We start from the raw sequence: 19,405 nt of genomic DNA on the forward strand, positions 1-19,405 counted from the left end.
TGGCGTCTTCCGTGTTCGCCAAGGGTAACGGGCGCGTCCGGCAGGATGACGACGACGGCCAAGCCGCAGTCCGCCGGATAGCACGCTCCGGCAGTGTGAACATCCTGGGGAGCGGGATCTCTGCCGGGGCAAACTTCGTGCTCATTGTCCTGGTCTCCCGGCTCTGGGACTTGGAGACTGCCGGTTCCCTGTTCGCCGTGACGTCGCTGTTTTTGATTGCCTTGGCACTGTGCCAACTCGGCGTGGACCAGGGACTCATCCGGTCCATCGCGTGGAACAACGCTCGGTCCGAGAGCAGGCACAACCGCCGGCTGGTTGTGGAAGGCCTGCTGGCCGCCCTGGCCGCCAGCCTGGTCGTGATGGCCGCCGGAATGCTGCTGGCCGGGCCGCTCGGACAGCTGCTCGGAGGCGCGCCGGCGACACGGGACGTGATCGTGGTCTTCGCCGCCGCGCTGCCCATTGGCGCAACGTACGAGCTTCTGCTGGCCGTCTCGCGGGGACTTGCGCACATGCGGCCGACGATCGTCGTCGAGCGTCTGCTGCGCCCCTGCCTGCAGCTTGCCTGCGTCCTGCTGGCAGGCTTATCAGGTGCCGACGCCGTAGGGCTGGCCCTGGCCTGGACGGCGCCCTACCTGCTGGGGCTGGTTCTCGCGGCCGCGGGGCTGCTGCGGATCCTGCGGGCGAATCCGGGCTCGCTCACCGGCACCTCGCCGGCTGCCGTCATCGACTGTCCCAGCAGCGCCAATGCTGCGCGCGCCGCATTTTGGAAGTTCACGATCCCCCGCGGCTTGGCCCGGCTGGCGCAGGTCGGGCTGCAGCGGGCGGACATCGCGCTGGTCACGGTGCTCGCCGGGCCGTCGGCCGCCGCGCTGTACACCGCCGTCACGCGATTCCTGGTGGTGGGCCAGATGGCCACCAGCGCGATGCAACAGGTCAGCGAACCGCAACTTGCGCGGCTCCTCGCGCGCGGGCAGCCGGACCAGGCCAAGATGGTGGCACGGAAGATGACGCTGTGGGCGGTCATGCTGACCTGGCCGGTGTACCTCTTGATCGCTGCCTATGCCGAATGGCTCCTGGAACTGTTGTTCGGTTCGTCCTTCGCCCTCGCTGCCGGAAGCCTGCAACTGCTGGCCTGCGCCATGCTGATTGGCGCGGCCATGGGACCGCTGGACGTGTTGCTGTTGATGGCCGGACGCAGCAGCCTGTCGCTGATCAACGTCGCGCTGGCACTGGCCGCCGATGTGGTGCTCTGCCTGTTGCTGGTCCCGGTGCTTGGCATCTTCGGGGCGGCGGCAGCGTGGGCCTCGGCGATTGTGCTCAAAAATGTCTTGTGCCTGATCCAGGTGCACCGGACACTGCACATTGTGCCGACCTCGCGGGAAGTTGTGGCGATGGCCGCCTTCCTGTTGCTGGTCTTCGGTGCGGCGCCGTGGCTGGCCGCACATGTGCTGGTGTGGCCGCCGGCTGTCCAGGCGGCGGTGCCGGCGGCAGCCGCGGTGCTCTATGCGGCGGCGGTGTGGCGGCGCCGGGCGTCGCTGCTGCGCGGGACGCGGGCGCGGGAAGCTCCGGAGGCCGCCGCCGAACCGACAGGCACCCGAGAGGGCAGCCGGACGCACGCTGTCAGCCCGACTAATGCAACCACCCACCGGGTGTGAAGGCACACGCCGGAGGAGGATGCGGATGAGGCGTCGTGTGCTGCTTGTTGCATCAGTTGCCGCCGCGGTGTCCCTCCCCTCGTGCTCGCTGCCTTTCCCGCAGGCCGATGGGCGGGCGCAGCCGGCCTGCAACGTCCTGCTGGGCGTGGCCGCCAACCCGCTGCCGGGCCAGGACTGGGATGCCGCCCTGACCGATTTTGAGGCGGCGGCCGGACGGAACGTGGACGTGGTGCGCTATTACAAGCGAGGCCAGGAGAAATTGTTCCCCGATGAGATCGAACGCACACGCAGCAACGAATCGGGTCAAAACAGGATTCTTTTCTACAACTGGAAACCGGACGGGCTGACCTGGCGTCAGGTTGCCGACGGCGCCGCCGATCAGTACCTTAACCGGTTGGCCCGCCATCTGGCCGCGCATGCCAAGCAGCCGTTTTTCCTGTCGCTGAACGCGGAGATGGAAGACGAGGTCAACACGGACCCGGATTCCGGTCAGACTGCCGATGATTTCCGCCTGTTTTTTCGCCACGTCGTGTCGACACTGCGGTCCAACGGTGTGGACAACGTGGTGACGGTGATGAACTACACCGGTGCCGAAAAGTGGGCCATGAAAGACTGGTTCGGCGACCTGTACCCAGGTGACGACGTCGTTGATTGGATTGCGCAGGATCCCTATGCCTACCCCGAATCCGGCACCACGGACTTGGCGGGGCTCGTCAACCGCACGAGTGGCGGGGCCTGGCCCGGTTTCTATGATTGGGCGGTGGCAAACTACCCGGACAAGCCCCAGATGCTTGCCGAATGGGGTGTTGCGGCGGAACTTCCACCAGCCGGCGCCAAGGCGGACTTCTTCCAAACCGCCGCCGACGACCTCGCTGCACTGCCACAGTTGCGCGCGTTGGTGTATTGGAACCATTCCGGCCCTGACCAGGAAGACCATCTGGCGGTGGGTGACACCTCCATCGATTCGCGTCCGGAGGACTTGGCCGCTTTCCGCGAATTCATCGAAGACGGCGCACTGAATTCCCCTTCTGCATGCCGACTGGCGCACGAACAATGAGCCAGCGGGTGCGCCTCGCCGGCGAAAACAATGGGACGCACCCGCATTCCAGAGAGAATTCTCCTGCGCGCGGGGCCGGGTCACTTATTCCAGTAGCAGCACGGAAAAATACTCTATTTCCCCGGCGGCAGGGCTGCCAGAATATCGTTTCATGGACATGACTATCGGCTTCGCCGCGTTCGGCATCGGCATCGTCGTCGGGCTGACCGGCATGGGCGGCGGCGCTTTGATGACACCGATGCTGGTGCTCTTCTTCAACGTCCCGCCGCTGACGGCCGTCTCCAGTGACCTTTTGGCCAGCGCAGTCATGAAACCGGTCGGATCGGCGGTTCACCTGCGCCGGAAGACCGTGAACCTGCAGCTGGTTAAGTGGTTGGCTATCGGGGCCGTGCCATCGGCTTTCTGCGGGGTCCTGATACTCAAGGCGCTCGGCGACGACGCCCGGGTCCAAGACGGAATCAAACTCGCCTTGGGCTGCGCCCTGATGCTCACCGCCCTGCTCTTGGTCATCCGTGCCTACATCCGGTTGGTCGAACGAGCGAAGTCACGCGACGGGCTGGGCGCGAAGCTGCCGCTGGATAGACCGGAAGTAGCCGCCCGGATCCTGCCGACGGTGCTGCTCGGCGTCGTCGGCGGCATGATCGTCGGCCTGACATCCGTCGGGTCAGGTTCGATCATCATCATCGGTCTCATGATGATCTATCCGGGACTCAAGGCTTCCCAGCTGGTGGGCACGGATTTGGTGCAAGCCGTGCCGCTTGTCGTGGCCGCTGCCATCGGTCATATGCTGTTCGGGTCGCTGGACCTGGGAATTGCCCTGCCACTGATTCTGGGCAGTATTCCGGGCGTCTGGGTCGGAGCCCAGATGTCGTCCCGGCTCAGCGGTGGTTTCGTCAGGCGGGCGCTGGCCTTCGTCCTCCTGGCCTCCTCGCTGAAAATGCTGGGTGTCGACAACACCACGACGGGGATAATCCTGGTCGTGGTATTGCTGGTGGCACCGCTGGTCTGGATGTACATCCGCCGGCGCCGGGGCTTCCCCGCCCTGGCCTGGACCGAGAAGCACGAACGGGTCCGCGCAGCGGCTGGCCAACCGGCGTCGGAGGTGGCGCAATGAGTGACTGGTCCGCTTCCTTGCACGAGCCGGTGTTCGCGCTGTGCGGCGCCAGGCTTGACGAGCTGGAGTTGCTCACGGGCGGCTTGTACGCGCCAGCGGACGGCTACTGCCGGCCGGGCGACAAACCGGACGGCTGGCCGCACGAGTTCACGCTGCCCGTGCCGCCCGATGTCGCCCGGCGAGGCGCCGCCCAGGGTGCCCTCCTCCTGTCTGATCCGGAAGGCACGCCGCTTGCCCGGCTCGCGGTTGCTGAACGCGGCAACCGCGGAGAGCCAGACAACCGGGAGGCGGCGGCAGGCACGGGCGGCAACGGTACCGTTTATGTGAGCGGCACCCTGGAGCCGTTACAACGGGCAGAACACCCGCCGGCGCGGAGACTTCGCCTGACCGCTCCCCTGTCGGAGGCGGACGGCCCGTGCCTTGTTGCAGCCTTCGCCGTACCGCCGGAGCCGGCACAGATCGCCGAGGCGGTGGCCGCCGCCTCCGGAGCCGGTTGGCGCCTGTTGCTGACCGCCGTCGTGAGCAGTTCCGCCTCCGCCACCCGGGACCTCGGGAGGCTGCTGGACGCCCTGGACCGCTGCGCCCATCGGGTTTCCGGCGCCTTGGTGCGTCTGCTGGTCATACCGGATGCCCAGGACCATTCCCTGCTGCGAAGCCATGCGCTGGAGCGGCTTGGCGCCGCGGCTGTCATGGATTTCACGGCGGCTGATGCGTCCGGCGCCTCCCCTTCGCCACCCGCCGCCCCCGCCGCCGGAGCGCGGCCGGAGGGCCTGGTCGTGCTGTTTACGGGGCTTTCCGGCTCCGGCAAGTCGACCTTGGCCCGCCGGTTCACGGAACGCTTGCAGGGTTTGGATGACCGCGAGGCCATCCTGCTGGACGGCGACGAAATGCGCCGCATGCTGTCGGCGGGGCTGGGCTTCTCGCCGGCCGATCGTGAGCTGAACGTCCGTCGAATCGGTTGGGTGGCGGCACAGATTTCACGGGCCGGGGGTATAGCGGTCTGCGCACCGATTGCACCCTTCGAAGCCACACGCCGGGAGGTTGCGGCGATGGCCCGGGAGACGGGCGGTTACCTTCTGGTGCACGTCTCGACCCCCTTGGAGGTCTGCGAGGCCCGCGATCGGAAGGGCTTGTACGCGAAGGCTAGGGCGGGCCTCATTCCAGACTTCACCGGCATCGGTTCACCCTACGAAACGCCGCAGGACGCCGATTGCGTGGTCGACACTTCCCGGGTGGGCATCGAGGAGGCTGTCGCGGAGCTCCTCAGCCTGGTGAGAGCGGCGCAGAAGCCGCTTACTGCCGCGGCCAACCGCTAGGCGAGCCAGCGGAACCGGCTGTCCCTCACGTTCCAACCACCCTGCATAACAGCCCTGCCCGTGGCCTGGACCCACGGGCAGGGCTGTTATGCAGAGGCAGTATCAGGCCGTGGCGACGATCATTCCGGCCCCCACCGTCGCATTTGTAGCCTCGTCTATCAAGATGAAACCGCCGGTCTGCCTGTTCCTCCTGTACTCGTCGGCGAGCAACGGCGACGTGGTGCGCATCCTGATCCGGCCGATCTCGTTAAGGCTGAGCGAGTCCGGGTCGGGCCGGCGATGCAGGCTGTTGATGTCCAGCCCGTACTGCAGGTCCTTAACCAAGGCCCGCGCGCTGCGCGTGGTGTGTTTGACCGCAAGCTTCTGCCCCCGCTGCAGCGGCTTGTCGCTCATCCAGCACACCATCGCGTCGATGTCCTGGGCCACCATCGGCTTGTTGTTCGGCCTGCAGATCATGTCACCGCGGGAGATGTCCAAGTCGTCTTCGAGCCGCACGGTGACCGACATCGGAGCGAAGGCCTCGTCTACCGGTCCGTCCGGGGTATCGATGGCGGAGATCCGCGAAGGCAGGCCGCTGGGCAGGACGATCACCTCGTCGCCGACCTTCATGACGCCACCGGAGACTTGGCCGGCATAGCCGCGATAGTCGTGGTTGCGGTTCTGGTGCGGCCGGATCACGTACTGCACGGGAAAGCGCACGTCCACGAGGTTGCGGTCGCTCGCAATGTGCACGTTCTCAAGATGGTGCAGCAGCGACGGCCCCTCGTACCACGGCATGTTCTGGGACCGCGAGACCACGTTGTCGCCCTGCAGCGCGGACACCGGGATGATCGAAAGGTCGGTGATTTCCAGTTTGCTGGCAAATCCGCTGAACTCCTCGCGGATCTGATCAAACACGTCCTGCGACCAGTCGACCAGGTCCATCTTGTTGACGGCAAGCACCAGGTGCGGCACCTGCAGCAGCGACACGAGGAAGGCGTGGCGCCGGCTTTGTTCCACCAAGCCCTTCCGGGCGTCCACGAGGACGATCGCGACGTCCGCCGTGGAGGCGCCGGTGACCATGTTGCGGGTGTACTGCAGATGGCCCGGGGTGTCGGCGATGATGAACTTGCGCTTCGGCGTCGCGAAATACCGGTACGCGACGTCGATGGTTATCCCTTGTTCCCGTTCGGCGCGCAGCCCATCGGTCAGCAGCGCCAGGTCTGTGTACTCGTCGCCCCGTTCCCGGCTGGTGCGTTCGATGGCTTCCATTTGGTCACTGAAGATCGATTTTGAGTCGTAGAGCAGGCGTCCGATCAGTGTGCTCTTGCCGTCGTCGACCGAACCCGCAGTGGCGAAACGCAACAGATCCATCAGAAATACCCCTCTTTCTTGCGGTCTTCCATGGCCGCTTCGCTTACTTGGTCGTCCCCACGGGTGGCGCCGCGCTCCGTGACGCGGGTCGCCGCCACCTCTGCGATGACGTCCCCGGCCGTCGTCGCCGTGGAACGGACGGCGGCGGTGAGGGTGGCGTCGCCGACGGTGCGGTACCGCACCGTTTCCCTGAAGGTGCGCTCGTTGCCTCGCGGCTGACAGAAGCGATGCACCCCGAAGAGCATGCCGTTGCGTTCGAAGACTTCCCGCTCGTGGGCGTAGTAGATCGACGGAACTGCGATCTGCTCGTGCGCGATGTAGCTCCAAATATCGAGTTCGGTCCAATTCGAAATCGGGAACACGCGGATGCTCTCGCCCAGGTGGATTCGGGGGTTGTACAGGCCCCACAATTCCGGACGCTGGTTCTTGGGATCCCACTGGCCGAACTCGTCACGGAATGAAAAAACCCGTTCCTTGGCCCGGGCCTTTTCCTCGTCACGGCGCGCCCCGCCCATGAGGGCGTTGAAGCCGTATTTTTCGGCAGTCTCCAGCAGCACCGCGGTCTGGATGCGGTTGCGGGACCCGTTGGGTTCCTCCTGCACCAGCCCGCGGTCGATGGCATCCTGCACCGAGCCGACCACCAGGTTCACCCCGAGTTCTTTGACCAAGGAGTCGCGGAACTGCAAGACCTCGTCGAAATTGTGGCCGGTATCGACGTGTACCACCGGAAACGGTATCGGCGCAGGTGCGAAGGCCCTCGCCGCGAGATGCAGCATGACGATCGAGTCCTTGCCGCCGGAGAACATGAGCGCTGGTTTCTCCAGTTCGGCGGCGACTTCGCGGATGATGTAAATCGCCTCCGACTCGAGAAGTTTAAGGTGGCTCACGTGATAGCGCGGTCCACTGGTTGTTTCATTCATTTCTTTCTTCCCCCTTTGTTTGTGCCAGCCAGCACGTAACGGCCTATTCCCGCGGCAACCGGCTGAGCCGCTGCAACAGGTCGCCTGCCAGTTCCTGCCGGCAGACCAGCAAATCGGGCAAGTACGCACTCGGTTGGTTGTAGACCAGTGGCGAACCGTCCAGCCTGCTGGCATGCAGGCCACGGCTGCGGGCCACGGCGACCGGAGCCGCTGAATCCCATTCGTACTGGCCGCCGCTGTGCAGGTAGGCATCCACCTCGCCGCGGATCACAGCGGCGATCTTGTAGCCGGCAGAGCCCATCGGCAGGACTGCCGCGCCCGTTTCCTCGGCCAGCGCGCCAATGACGGCGGGAGGCCTGGTCCGCGATACCGCGATCCGCAACCGGCGGCCCGGCGGGAAGCGGGACGGTTGCAACCGGACCGCGGGGTCGGCTGTATCCAGGGTCGTGGAAAGTCCCGGCAGCGCGACGGCCCCAGCCCGCAGGCTGCCCCTGCACCACAGCGCCACGTGGACCGCCCAATCCCGGCGCCCTTCGGAGAATTCACGGGTGCCGTCCAGCGGGTCGATAATCCAGACCCGTTCGGCCCCTGGGCGCGCCGGATCATCCTCGCCCTCTTCCGACAACACCAGGTCCTGCGGCCGAGACCACCGCAGCGCTGCGACCAGCAGTTCATGCGAGCGCGCATCACCTTCTGTTTTCAGCCGGTCGGCTGTCCATCCCGCGACCGCGGCGTCCCACTGCAACTGCCGCAGCATGGCCCCGGCCCTGCCGGCGAGCTCCGGCGCCAGCGCGGTGTCCGGGACGTACCGTCCCAAGTCCAGGCGGTTGACCGCCTGTATATCCGCCCCCATCAACTTCCCCTTTCCCTGCTCAATCCCCTTGTTGCTGCCGGTACCGGGCGCCCGTCGCGTGAACGGCTGACCCTCAATAGGCGCCGGTTGGATTCACCATCACCTTCAACGTGCGCCACATGATCATGAGGTCCCCGGTCAGCGACCAGTTCTCCACGTAGTAGAGGTCGAGCCTCACGCTTTCGTCCCAACTCAGGTCGGACCGCCCGTTGATTTGCCACAGTCCGGTCAGCCCCGGCTTGATGTACAACCGGCGGCCCACGTGCCCCTCGTAGCCGGCCACTTCCGAGGGCAGCGGCGGCCGGGGCCCGACCAGGGACATTTCACCCCGCAGGACATTGAGGAACTGCGGGAGTTCGTCCAGCGAGTACTTGCGCATCCAGGCGCCCACCTTGGTGACACGAGGGTCAGCCCGCAGCTTGAACAGCGGCCCGCTGCCTTCGTTCATAGCCTTGAGGGCCTCAAGTTCAGCCTCAGCGTTGGCGGTCATGGACCGGAACTTGAACATCTCAAACGTCTGTCCGTTGCGGCACACCCGGCGTTGCTTGAAAATGACCTTGCCGGGCGAGTCCCAGCGGATCAGGCCGGCGAAGACGGCGAAGGCCGGCAGCAGGGCAAGCAGGGCGGCAGCGGAGACGACGACATCGACGAACCGCTTGAGCAAGTACCGGTAACCGGAGAACTGCGGCCTTTCGACATGCATCAGCGGCAAGCCCTCCACCGGACGCATCTGGATCCGGGGACCTGCAACGTTGGTCAGCGAAAGCGCGACCACCAGCTCGGTGGCGCTCTCCTCCAGCCGCCAGCCGAGTTCCCGGAGGTAGCCGCTGCGCTGCCCCACCTGTCCCGCAACGATGACGGCGTCTGCGCCAAGGATGTCCACGGCCCGCTCAACATCGTCCAGCCCGGCCACCACGGGGACCTGCCGTGCCGCGAGGGCGTCGCTGTCGGCCGGGACGCCATCCAGCGCTGCCCCCACCACTTGGTACACGGCGCCGGATTTCTTGGCGATCTGGTCTATCACGTAAACGACGTCTTCATAGGCACCGAGGACGACGACCTTCGAGAGGTAGTGTCCGTTCTCCCGCTGCTTCGTCAGCCACCGCCGCCAGCCCCAGCGTCCCGCCAGCAGCGCGACGATGCCGACCGGAACTCCCGCCACGAATGGAGGTGCCAACTCCTCCGCCTGCAGGGCCAAGAGGACGACGGCGAGCATCCCGTAGGCGCCGGAGCTTGCCCTGATCACCTTCTTGTACTCGGCGGCCCCTACACCGATCACCCGCAGGTCCCGGGTCCTCCCGACCGCGAGGGCGCAGGCCATGACAGCGCCCGTGACCAGCGCAAGGGTCGCACCGGCCCCGGTTACCCGATCACCAACGAGCAGCAGTGCCACAGCTACCGAGAGCACGAGGATGGCAGTGTCCGTAGCGAGCAATTTGGCCTGGTAGCGGCGGGCCCACGGCTTGGACGTGCGGCCGCGCGTTCCCGGACGTGGAACAGCCGGTTTCAGGAGCGTCGGTATGGAAAGTTTCGGCGCAGCCGGCGTCTCGAACCCGAACGTTTCCGCGGCGACACCCACCAGCGGGGCGACCGTGCGTTGCAGGTAGCTGTCCGTGGACACCTGGGCATCATGCATGGCTAGCGCTTCCCTTCAAGAACCGGAAAGTCCGGCGTAGTGATCGTCGACCTGTGCGAAAAGACCCGGCGGCTGGCATCGGCTGCGCCGGCGGCCTCGGAGACACGCGCGGTCTTCGCCGCCTTCATGGCGTCTTCAGCAGGGCTGCCGCTGCAGCCAGTCGCTCGAAAGCCGAGCGGCCGACGCTTCCCGGCGCGCTCCGGCTGGACGTTAACTCCTGCGATCCCTCGCCAACAGAAAGTTGATTGGGTGCCTGTTGGTCTGCAGAGCCGGCTACGGGCCGTGCCGGCACGCCTGCCCAGCATTCTTCCGGCGGCACGTGTCCCAGGACGGCCGAGCCCATGCCCACCGTCGCGTCCCGTCCGATGCCAACACCGGAGGCGACGCTGCAACACATCTGTAGCCAAGCTCCACGCCCCACCTGCACGTGGTCGGCAAGGGCCGCCCCTGCGCCCACGGTGGCAAATGCGGATACTGCCACATCGTGCGACAGTGACACCCGCGGCATGATGACGACGTGTTCCCCCAGGGTTACTCCCGCGGCCAGGACACTTTCCGCCAGGACAAGGCTGCCGGCACCGACCCGGACACCCGCCGAAAGCGGTGCGCGGAGGCCGACGAATGTCGCGTAGCGTTCCGGCCCGGCTCCGTACTCTGCCAACCGGTCCACCAACTGCCGGCGGATGGCCGGGGATTCGTGGCACACCAAGAGCCTGCAATCCGGGTACCGGTAAACCGCCTCGACGGGCCCAAGGACTTGCACACCATCTACGTAACGTCCATGGACATCCGGGTCCTCATCGAGCACGCCGACTACGTCCCACCCACCTGCAGCGCGCATCGCTGCCAAAACTTCCCTGGCCAGTCCCCCTGCCCCCAGCAGCAGCACACGAGTTACAGAATCCCCCATTGCACATCTCCCCCCAGAAATGCACTTCCCGCTATTGTCCGGCAGCGGATGCCGCAGCCGTCCTTTATACATGTACGGGTTACTTGCCCCCAGCGATCCGTAGACTCCCTGCGTCCTTGCAGGACCGGTGTTTTCCGTACCCTCAGAAGCCTACGGGGGCGCGCCGGAGTGCGTGCGCGTACCGGCTACTGGACTGTCCGGCGCGCTACTCAGGTTTCTGCTTCCAATTTTTCGGCGCAGGGGGTTACCAGCGGGGTGCGAAGAGGAGGGCTTTGCCGGTTCCGGGACGCCTGATACCCGGACATGGAACGACCACTACCGGCGGCATACTCGCCTCTGGCAGTGGTCGTCCCCCCGGGCCGCTCCTACAGGTGTTCGCGCCCCAGCTGCTCCCGGCGGTTGATGCCCAGCTTCTCGAACATGCGGTAGATGTGGCCTTCGACGGTCCGGACCGACAACGAGAGCGCGTCCGCGATCTCCGCATTGCGCTTGCCCGCGATGACCAACGCCGCGATGTCGCGTTCCCGGCGTGTCAGCGACATCGAGGACGGGATCTCCCGGGCGACGGGTGCCGCCTCCTGCCACTGCCCGAGCAGTGCGCTAATGCGTCTTTGCGCAGTCCTGTTGCGTTCCGCCTTGGCAATCCGGAGCGCCTCAAACAAGGTGTGGAGCCCAAGGGAAACCAGCCCTGATGAGTGCACTTCCTCGGCCGTGTGCACTAATTGCTCGATTCCGCCTATATTGGCAGCCTCGCAGTATTGGGCTGCCAACGCGGCCTCCCTTCCCTCAATGGAAGCGGCCAACGAACCGACCTGGCCGATCCTGCCCATGTCACCCAGCTGAATGGCCAGAAACCTCAAGGCGAGTTCGAGGGAGCTCCACCCCCGACTCCCCGCGGTGTCTGCCAGGGATTGCAGTTCGGACAGCGCCTTGGTGCCGGGAAACTGGAGAAGCCGGGCGGCAGCAGCCAAACCGTCGCTGAAAAGGCCGGATGGAGTAGCGTTTCCGGTCCCGGCCATTGCGTAATCGGACAGGTACTGCCCGGCCGGCTCATCCTGCCCGTTCAACATCGCCACATACGCACCGACAGCGAGCGCCACTGGGCGCAGGCCCAACGGGTCGTGGTGCTCCAGTTCCCCGGCTGCTCCGGCCAGCATACGGTGAGCCTCGGCATAATCGCCCCGGCGCCCGAGGATGATCCCGGCCGCCACATCGACTGCTCCGCCGTAATGGACCAGCTCGTTCGGCCTTGCGGCCCGGAATCCATCCACTGCTTCCGCGGCGTCGCCCCAGCGCCCCGCCGTCAGCAGCGCCGCGATATGGCGGGCAACGACAAACGTCCGGCTTGCTACCTGCGGCTCGTGCACTTCCAGCGCCTGCAGGGCCTTGGTCGTTTCCGCTGCCGCGTGATCCGCTCGCCCGGTGACCGTATAGACCTGTGCCAACAGCGCGCGCGCCAGCACCAGGCAATCCAGGTCCTGGGCAGATGATGCCTCCGCGACGAGCACCGTCAGGGGCCCGCTCGCCGCCGTGTGTCCGCCGTCGGCAACAAGATGGCGCAATTCAAGCAGCCGGAGGCTCCGGTCCAAAGCCTGGTCCATACCGGGCTTTGACTCGGAATACGTCGGCAAGCCCTTTGCTTCGGCGGCCCAGTCCTCCAGGCTGCGGTGCGTCCAAATATCGGCGGGATACGGCCGTTGTACTGCCAGCAGTGCTGCGTCCCGGGCCTGTTCCGCATTACCGGCCGCCGCGACCAACCCCTCGATGAGGGGCCCGGACGTGGGATCGGAAGGGCAAACTGCCCTGGCCCGCTGCAGCTGGGCCGCCCAACGGAACCCACCTGTCGTAACGGCGCCGGCTGACCGTACGGCGAGCCTTGTTTCTCCCGCGTTGTTGGCCGCCGCGGCGGCCTTCACCAGCTCATCATCCGGCAGTTGCACGCCGCTATCGAGCGCCCATTTTGCACGCCGGAACAGCATCTCGCCCGATCCGCTGACCGGCAGGACTTCCTCCAATTTCCGGTACAACCTCAGCCTTCGGAACACCGGCACCAGAGTCGGCAGGGCCTGTGCGTGAACCGGGTTCCGCAACCAGATACGCGGTTCGGGCGGCGGCGAAATCTCGATGAGTCCGTTTTCCATCAGCCGGTCGATGGCCTGCACGTTCCCGCATTCGAACATCACCGTTAGGGGGACTGCCCCGAGCAAAGCCACGAAATCCAATACTTCGCGCTCGTCGGCGCTTAGTTCGCTGAGCTCCCGCTCGATCAGCTCGGAGAGGCGGGCGTCCGCCTCCGGCAGCGCATCGCGCATGAGCCATACGCCGCGGGTCCGGACCAAGCGCCCGGCCTGCCGGGCCTGCTCCAGCAGGCTTAGCAGGAAGAGCGGGTTGCCGCCGCTTGCCCGGGCAAGCGCGGCACTGGCACTGGCCGCCGTTTCCCCACCGAGTACCTGGTTGCACAGTTGGTGTACCTGCCTGTCGGTCAACGGGTCCAGCGACCGGCGGTGCAGCAGCCCCTCGACCGCCTCTCCCAGGATCGTGGGCGGTTCGGCCAGGCTGGGTCGACTGAGCAGCAGCGCCTTGACCTGCATCGAGGCGACCAGTTGGCCAAGAATTTCCGCGCTTCCCGCGTCCAGGTCGTGGGCATCGTCGACCACGAGCAGGGCCGGCTGCAGGCCGGTTGCGTCTGCCTGCAGCCGCTCCGTCAGCGTGCGCATGGTGGAAAAATGCGAGCCCAGTTGCTGTGCGGTCAGATTCGTGAGTAGCGGGGCCAAGGCGCCGTACGGGACCGAGGAGAAGGTGCGGCTCGCATTTACTCGAAACGGCCGCACATCGTCCGACAGTTCCTGCAGCACGGCGGCCGCCAAGGCGCTTTTGCCCAGCCCGGATTCAGCGACGATCCATGCCCCGTTGCCATTGCGGATGTTCTCGGTGGCAGCTATGACATCGGCGTCCCGCCCCACCAGCCTGCGTCCTTGACCTGTATCAGTCATGACGCCGACCCCGCCGCTCCCAGCAGTTCGCGCAAATCGGCGCGGCCCGAGACATGGAGCCGGGCGAACATCTTGCCCAAGTGCCAATCAACGGTCCGTGGCGACAGATGCAGCCTTCGGCCCAGTGCCGCACTGCTGCTGCCTTGCGCGGCCAGTTGCGCCAAGGTCAGTTCGAAGGGACTCAGAGACTCCAGCATGGCAACGATGGTGCTGGAGTCCTGGAGCATGCGGTAGCCCGCGTTTTCCAAGGCGCGCGCCTTACGGGCCGCTGCGCGGTCGCCTCCTGTGACCGCAGCGCTCTGGGCGGCACGGGCGGCGTCGTAGCTGAACAGGACGTCGCCCAGCGCCGCTGCACTTTCGGCTGCTTCAAGCAGAATCACGGGGTCTTGGGACATCAGACCCTGGCTGTACTCATGGCAGAGCCGTGCGGTTTCGCCGTCGCAGGCGGCAGCCGATGCCTGCAGCTGGCGGGCATAGGACCTGCCGCCCACCCGCGCTGCGGCAGCATGAAAAATCATGGCCGCACCGGAATTCCCGGCGGCCAGTTCTTCGGCGCCCGTCTGATCCAGCGCCGCTGCTGCGTCGTCATCCCGCCGCAGCCGCTGGGACGCAAGGATGCTGAAGTATTCCGTGGCCCGGGCCGTCACCCGGCGGGGACGTCCCGGTGAAGAAGCGGCTGCGGCCAGGTGGCGGCGGGCATTCTTCTCATCCGACAGCAGCGAGTAGGCGTAGGCGGCAGCGGCGTTGGCAAGGCCGGCGCCGCCGCTGTTACCGGCGACCTTCAGTTGGCTGATGGCCGGCAGCAGGGCAGCAAGGGCCTTTTCGGCCCGGCCGGCGTGGGCGTGGACCAGCCCCAAGGCAAGCTCGTTCCCGTTGCTGTACGGGGACGTCCCCCGCTGCGCCGCGGGGGTCTGGCAATAGGCGAGGCATGAATCAAGCCGCCCTGCCACGATGAGGGACGTGAAAATCCGGGTTTCCACGAAGTCACGCAGCACCTTGGGCAGGCGCCGATCCGCCAGCTCCGCGAGCAGCATGTTTCCCAGGTTATGCGCTTCCGTTTGCCGGCCCATGACCGCCCATGCTTCGCAGAGAAGGGCTCCGGCGCGGAGCCTGGTCTGCGACGGTTTGTCCCAGTCGTCGCGCAGCAGCTTGACCAGCTTGGAGACTTGCCCGTACCGGCCGTCGAAAGCGGCCTGGTCTGCTTCGATCAGCAGGGTTTCATCGATCGTGGTTTCCAGTATGTCCTTCGCACGGGCTGCATCACCGAGAACGTGCCCTTCATTGGTCTCCGTCACCGCTTGCAGTTCTGCGGCGAGCCTTGCGCGCAGGTTCCTCAGCTCCTCCAAGCAGGGGTCGATGGTTCCGCCCGTGGCCCGCGAAACGGCGAGACGCTCGCCGGCCAGCGCGACCAGGGCAGCCATGGGGTCCTTGCCGTCCTCCGGGAGGTGGGCCGCCAGCAGGTCTGCGGCCTGGCTCGGCTTTCCCAGCAACAGCAGTGCCCGGGCTTCTTCCCGGAGGCCGGCCGCGCAGCGGTGTTGCCGGCCCAGCGCCCGGACCAACTGCAGCGCGCGTCCCGGCTCCAGCTGGTCGTTGGCGGCGGCAGCAGCCCGCAGGGTCTCTTCCGGGTTCAGCGCGGCGCCCCCCTCCAACGCCCAGATGCCGAGATCCGGCAGGTAGCGCTCCGGCACTTCCGCGGGGTGCAGCACGTGCGCGACCTCATCCCACAGTGCACGCGTCCGGCCGGGCGTGAGCATGCTCTTGACGACTCCGCCCAGGAAGTGACCGCCCACCCGCACCAGCGGGTCGGCGCCCAGGTCGACCGTGATGGTACCGCGGGCCTCCAAGTGTTCCAGAGTCAGCGGGTCGGCCAACCGCTGAAGAGCCGAGAGCGTGACGCCGCCCGCCAGCGCCAGTTGCTCGACGAGGCGCCGATGCCCGGGAGGCAGTTGCAGCAACCGCGGCCGCATCACCTCTGCAATGTCTCCCGTGAAGACGAGCGGCTGCGCCAACACCCACGTCCCGCCCTGCTCAACCAAAGTCCGTGCTGCCACCTGGTCTCGGGCCAGAACCCGCAGGTAGCGCGGATTTCCACCGGTGTTCAGCCACAGCGACCGTGCAGCGACGGAAGATATGTTGCCCCCGAGAATTTCGGTCAGCAGCGCCTCACTGTCTGCCGGATCCAGCGGAGCAACGTCGAACCGGCGGAGGTCTCCCTCGATCCACAGCTGCATAAAGGCGCGGTCGCCGGCCGCAACGTCCTGGCTGGCCACAAAAAGTGTAACGACTCCGGCGCGCGCCAATTGGGCCAAGGCAGCGGAGGTGAACGCGTCGAGATTCTCGGCGTTGTCCACGAACAGGACAATGCGTTTGCCCTTGGCACGGTTCAGCAGCGTAGCAGCGATTCCCTCAAGAACGAGCGCCGGGTGCTCCAGTCCGTCGTCGCCCACTCCCCCGAGCAGGATTCCCAACGGGGCGTAGCTGGTGCGGGACGAGGCCTGGCTTCCCCGGACAAATTCGACGTGTGTTTCCGGGCCGAACCACTTCAGCACCTGCTGGGCGATGGTGGATTTCCCCATGCCGGCGGCACCAATCACCAGCACCCCCTGCTGGCCTTGTTGCAGTGCCGCGAAGATGTCCTCTGCCAGACGGCGGCGGCCGGGTGAAATAGAGTCGGCAAGCGGACCATTAAACGGCCCATTAAAAACAGCAGTCATCAGCGTCTCCCCCCAAAGTCGCTCAGACGCGGCCATGCATTGGCATCGGCCACGCGTTCGCACCGGCCACGGGCTGCGTTCCCCCAAGGTCCGCAAGGCCCGGTCCCCAACCGGTGAGGTCCACAGTCTAAAGCCGATTCCGCGCCGCGTCTATGGAGGGGGTGTCTCCAAGTGCGCAACATGCAGGTAGCAATCGTGCGCCCCGGTCAAGTAATGCCCGTACCCATCACCGCAAAGCCGAGTGTTCTCCTGTTCTGCTCCGGGAAAGCATTCTGGATCCTCGCGCGCATTCTCCGGCAAGCCCGGTAGCGGAAACGGCCCAGGCCGGGGCAGCTTCGGGATCCCGGTAAGCACCACTCGTGTATCGGCCGCCACCTGTCAATAGGCTCGCTTTATCACCGCAGAGGTCGGTGATCCGGGGTGCCTTGGGGCGCATCCCGGTAGGGGGAGGACGGCGCATGAAAATCATGTTCGTGACGTCGGCGGGCGGGCATCTGGCCCAGCTGCTGCCGTTGGATAAGTGGTGGAGCCAGCACGCCCGCAGTTGGGTGACGTTCCAGCGGCCCGAGGTCGAGGCTGCTTTGCACAACGAAAACGTCACCTGGTGCTTTTATCCCACCACCAGGAATGTCCGCAATGCCATCAGAAACCTGCTTTTGGCCTGGCCGACGCTCCGCCGGGAGCGCCCCGACGTGGTGGTTTCCGTTGGCGCCGGCGTGAGTGTCCCGTTCTTCCTGGTCGCCCGCCTGCTCGGCATCCACACGGTGTACATAGAGTGCTTTGATCGGATTACCATGCCGACCCTGAGCGGCCGCGTTTGCTACCCTTTGTCCGAGCTCTTCTGCATCCAGTGGGAAGAACAGCGGCGCTTCTACCCCGAAGCCGTGAATATCGGACCGGTACTGTGAACAGCGCGCACCCCGCTCCGCAGGTCGTGGTCTCGTTGGGAACCGACCATCACACGTTCGACCGCTTGGTCGACTGGATCGACGACTGGCTGGCCGGTATGCCCGACCCACCGTCGTGCCTTGTGCAGCACGGAGCCAGCCGTCCGCCCCGGCACGCAGACGGGGTCACCAGGATGCCGCGCGAGGACTTGCTGGCACTGTATCGAACTGCCACCGTCGTCGTCGTCCAGGGCGGGCCAGGCTCCATCCTCGATGCCCGTGAGGCCGGCCATCTGCCGATCGCGGTGCCCCGGCGGCCGGAACTGCGGGAGGTCGTCGACGGGCACCAGATTGCGTTTACCGAGACGATGGCGCAGCACGGGGACGCGATCCTCGTGCAGGACCAGCGGTCGTTGGCCGCCGAACTCGAGAGGACGCTGCTCGACCCCTCGTCTGTTCGTACGCCGCCGCGCGTTTCTTTGGCAGCCGAGGCTGCCGAACGGCTCGGCGCGGCAGTCGAACAACTGGAACAGACACCCACCGGGCCTATTGCGCTTCGCCGTATCCGGCAGCTTCTGGCGCTGCGGCAGAGGGAAGTCCACACGCACGCGGGGTTAAAAGCTCCCCGCGTCGTTCGAAACTAGGCCTGCGGCAGTCCGGATCGAGCCGGAACCGCCGTAGTCCCGCTAGACGGGGACGAGCCCGCCCTGCGCAGGCGGGCAGAATCCCTGACCGAAGGGTTGCGCTGCGTTAAATGCCCCCGACGCAGCGCAACCCGAGGTTTGCCCGCGGCACGCCTGCATCGGAATGGCCATGAAAAAGGGGCCGACGATGGGATGGGGGTGGCCCAGTCTCGGAGGCCGCCCATCGTCGGCCCCGCTCAGGGAGCCACTCAGGCTGAAACGATTTTATGCACGGTTGGTGCGGGCGTGCCAATCCACGGTTGTGTGACGCCTTGCGCCGGCGCCCAGCCCTCCATCGCGGACCTGCGTTAGGCGGCGACTCAGTTGACCGTCCGCTACGACGATCCCTGTTGCTTCCGCATTGGACCGTCTTTCTTCCCGAGCCCGAATTTCTTCGTTATCCAGCAGAGACCGACGGGGCCTGGGGGGAAGGTTCCGCCTTCGCGGTTCCTCTGGCTTTCGCCAACCCCGCCGGTCGGCTGGATGCGCCCGGGCCCTTCAGCTCCACGCGCACGGTATTGCGACTCCGCCCTTGACGGCGCAACAACACCTTCTCAGCGTAAAGAGCCGAGGGCGACCTGACACGAGTAGTCACCACTCGTTCTTGGGTTAGGTCGCCGCGCCCATGACCCGCGGGATACCCCTGCGGTCTTCCTGACACTCACCCCTGCTTGGCGTTGGCGTGATACTTTTGCTGCGCGGCGAGAAGCCCGTCGGACAGGAGCAGTTCCACCGCGTCTGCTGCATCGTCCAAAAGGAAGGGAAGGTCTTTCTTTTCCGCCGTCGAGAAATCGCGCAGCACGTAGTCCGCCGTATCCATCCGGCCCGGCGGGCGGCCAACGCCTATGCGAATCCTGTAGTAATCCTTGGTCGCCAGCGCCTTGGACATGTCGCGGAGTCCGTTGTGCCCGCCCTCTCCCCCGCCGATCTTGAGTTTGATCGTATTGAAGGGGATGTCGATCTCGTCGTGCAAGGCGACCACGTGGTCCGGTTCGATTGAGAAAAACCGGCACAGCGCAGACGTCGGTCCCCCGGACAGATTCATGAACGTCAGTGGCTTGGCGAGCACAACCCTGGGCCCGCCAATTTCCAGGCGCCCTTCCAAAACCTGTGCGTGCGCCTTGTGCGACTTGAACGAACCGCCGACCCTGCCGGCCAGCTCGTCGAGGGCCATCTGGCCGACGTTGTGCCGATTGCCGCTGTAGCCGGGGCCCGGGTTTCCCAAACCGATTATCAGCCAGGTGTCGGTGCTCACGTAGACGGGTGCTCCTCGGACGGTAGATGCGAAGGATTCAAGATCATCCTAGGGATAGA

At 66.0% G+C, this 19,405-nt stretch carries 14 protein-coding genes; 6 read left to right on the forward strand and 8 right to left on the reverse strand.

Annotated elements, in window-relative coordinates; translation table 11 throughout:
- Positions 1 to 11: 11 nt before the first annotated feature.
- The 4 genes from AC5RWG_RS14260 (at position 12) to cysC (ending at position 5,142) form a co-directional block, all read left to right on the forward strand.
- Positions 12 to 1,655 carry a lipopolysaccharide biosynthesis protein gene (locus AC5RWG_RS14260; protein WP_494167208.1) on the forward strand — a complete coding sequence of 548 codons (1,644 nt, stop codon included), beginning with the start codon at positions 12 to 14 and terminating at the stop codon, positions 1,653 to 1,655.
- Positions 1,656 to 1,692: 37 nt separating this feature from the next.
- The gene (locus tag AC5RWG_RS14265) at positions 1,693 to 2,712 is read left to right on the forward strand and encodes a glycoside hydrolase family 26 protein (protein ID WP_494167209.1); all 1,020 of its coding nucleotides are present in this window, start codon (positions 1,693 to 1,695) and stop codon (positions 2,710 to 2,712) included.
- Positions 2,713 to 2,863: 151 nt separating this feature from the next.
- On the forward strand, positions 2,864 to 3,826 hold the full coding sequence (locus tag AC5RWG_RS14270) for a sulfite exporter TauE/SafE family protein (RefSeq protein ID WP_494100783.1): 963 nt from the start codon (positions 2,864 to 2,866) through the stop codon (positions 3,824 to 3,826).
- Entirely contained in the window at positions 3,823 to 5,142 is a 1,320-nt protein-coding gene (gene cysC, locus AC5RWG_RS14275; protein WP_494167210.1) for an adenylyl-sulfate kinase, read from the forward strand. The genes AC5RWG_RS14270 and cysC overlap by 4 nt, the downstream gene beginning before the upstream one ends.
- 102 nt (positions 5,143 to 5,244) lie before the next feature.
- On the opposite strand, the gene cysN is transcribed toward cysC, so the two are convergent.
- From cysN to AC5RWG_RS14310, 7 genes are all read right to left on the reverse strand, one after another.
- Complete coding sequence (cysN, locus tag AC5RWG_RS14280) at positions 5,245 to 6,495, reverse strand: sulfate adenylyltransferase subunit CysN (protein ID WP_494001396.1); 1,251 nt, start codon at positions 6,493 to 6,495, stop codon at positions 5,245 to 5,247.
- The gene (cysD, locus tag AC5RWG_RS14285) at positions 6,495 to 7,415 is read right to left on the reverse strand and encodes a sulfate adenylyltransferase subunit CysD (protein WP_494014319.1); all 921 of its coding nucleotides are present in this window, start codon (positions 7,413 to 7,415) and stop codon (positions 6,495 to 6,497) included. The genes cysN and cysD overlap by 1 nt, the downstream gene beginning before the upstream one ends.
- A gap of 43 nt (positions 7,416 to 7,458) precedes the next feature.
- Positions 7,459 to 8,268, reverse strand: a complete 810-nt coding sequence (locus tag AC5RWG_RS14290) for a 3'(2'),5'-bisphosphate nucleotidase CysQ (protein WP_494167211.1) — start codon at positions 8,266 to 8,268, stop codon at positions 7,459 to 7,461.
- A 73-nt stretch (positions 8,269 to 8,341) separates the two neighbouring features.
- Positions 8,342 to 9,904, reverse strand: a complete 1,563-nt coding sequence (locus tag AC5RWG_RS14295) for a sugar transferase (protein WP_494157762.1) — start codon at positions 9,902 to 9,904, stop codon at positions 8,342 to 8,344.
- A gap of 124 nt (positions 9,905 to 10,028) precedes the next feature.
- Complete coding sequence (locus AC5RWG_RS14300; protein WP_494167212.1) at positions 10,029 to 10,814, reverse strand: PglD-related sugar-binding protein; 786 nt, start codon at positions 10,812 to 10,814, stop codon at positions 10,029 to 10,031.
- 365 nt (positions 10,815 to 11,179) lie between these two features.
- Complete coding sequence (locus tag AC5RWG_RS14305; protein WP_494167213.1) at positions 11,180 to 13,807, reverse strand: LuxR C-terminal-related transcriptional regulator; 2,628 nt, start codon at positions 13,805 to 13,807, stop codon at positions 11,180 to 11,182.
- On the reverse strand, positions 13,804 to 16,521 hold the full coding sequence (locus tag AC5RWG_RS14310; RefSeq protein WP_494167214.1) for an AAA family ATPase: 2,718 nt from the start codon (positions 16,519 to 16,521) through the stop codon (positions 13,804 to 13,806). The genes AC5RWG_RS14305 and AC5RWG_RS14310 overlap by 4 nt, the downstream gene beginning before the upstream one ends.
- 458 nt (positions 16,522 to 16,979) lie before the next feature.
- Here AC5RWG_RS14310 and pssD point away from each other — a divergent pair, with 458 nt between their 5' ends.
- The gene (gene pssD / locus AC5RWG_RS14315; RefSeq protein ID WP_494167215.1) at positions 16,980 to 17,429 is read left to right on the forward strand and encodes a PssD/Cps14F family polysaccharide biosynthesis glycosyltransferase; all 450 of its coding nucleotides are present in this window, start codon (positions 16,980 to 16,982) and stop codon (positions 17,427 to 17,429) included.
- Positions 17,426 to 18,052 carry a glycosyltransferase gene (locus AC5RWG_RS14320; RefSeq protein WP_494023685.1) on the forward strand — a complete coding sequence of 209 codons (627 nt, stop codon included), beginning with the start codon at positions 17,426 to 17,428 and terminating at the stop codon, positions 18,050 to 18,052. The genes pssD and AC5RWG_RS14320 overlap by 4 nt, the downstream gene beginning before the upstream one ends.
- A 700-nt stretch (positions 18,053 to 18,752) precedes the next feature.
- On the opposite strand, the gene pth is transcribed toward AC5RWG_RS14320, so the two are convergent.
- Positions 18,753 to 19,346 (reverse strand): aminoacyl-tRNA hydrolase, encoded by a 594-nt coding sequence (pth, locus tag AC5RWG_RS14325; RefSeq protein WP_494023684.1) that lies wholly within the window; start codon positions 19,344 to 19,346, stop codon positions 18,753 to 18,755.
- Between the last annotated feature and the right edge of the window lie 59 nt (positions 19,347 to 19,405).

Source organism: Arthrobacter sp. Y3221160 (assembly GCF_059092585.1).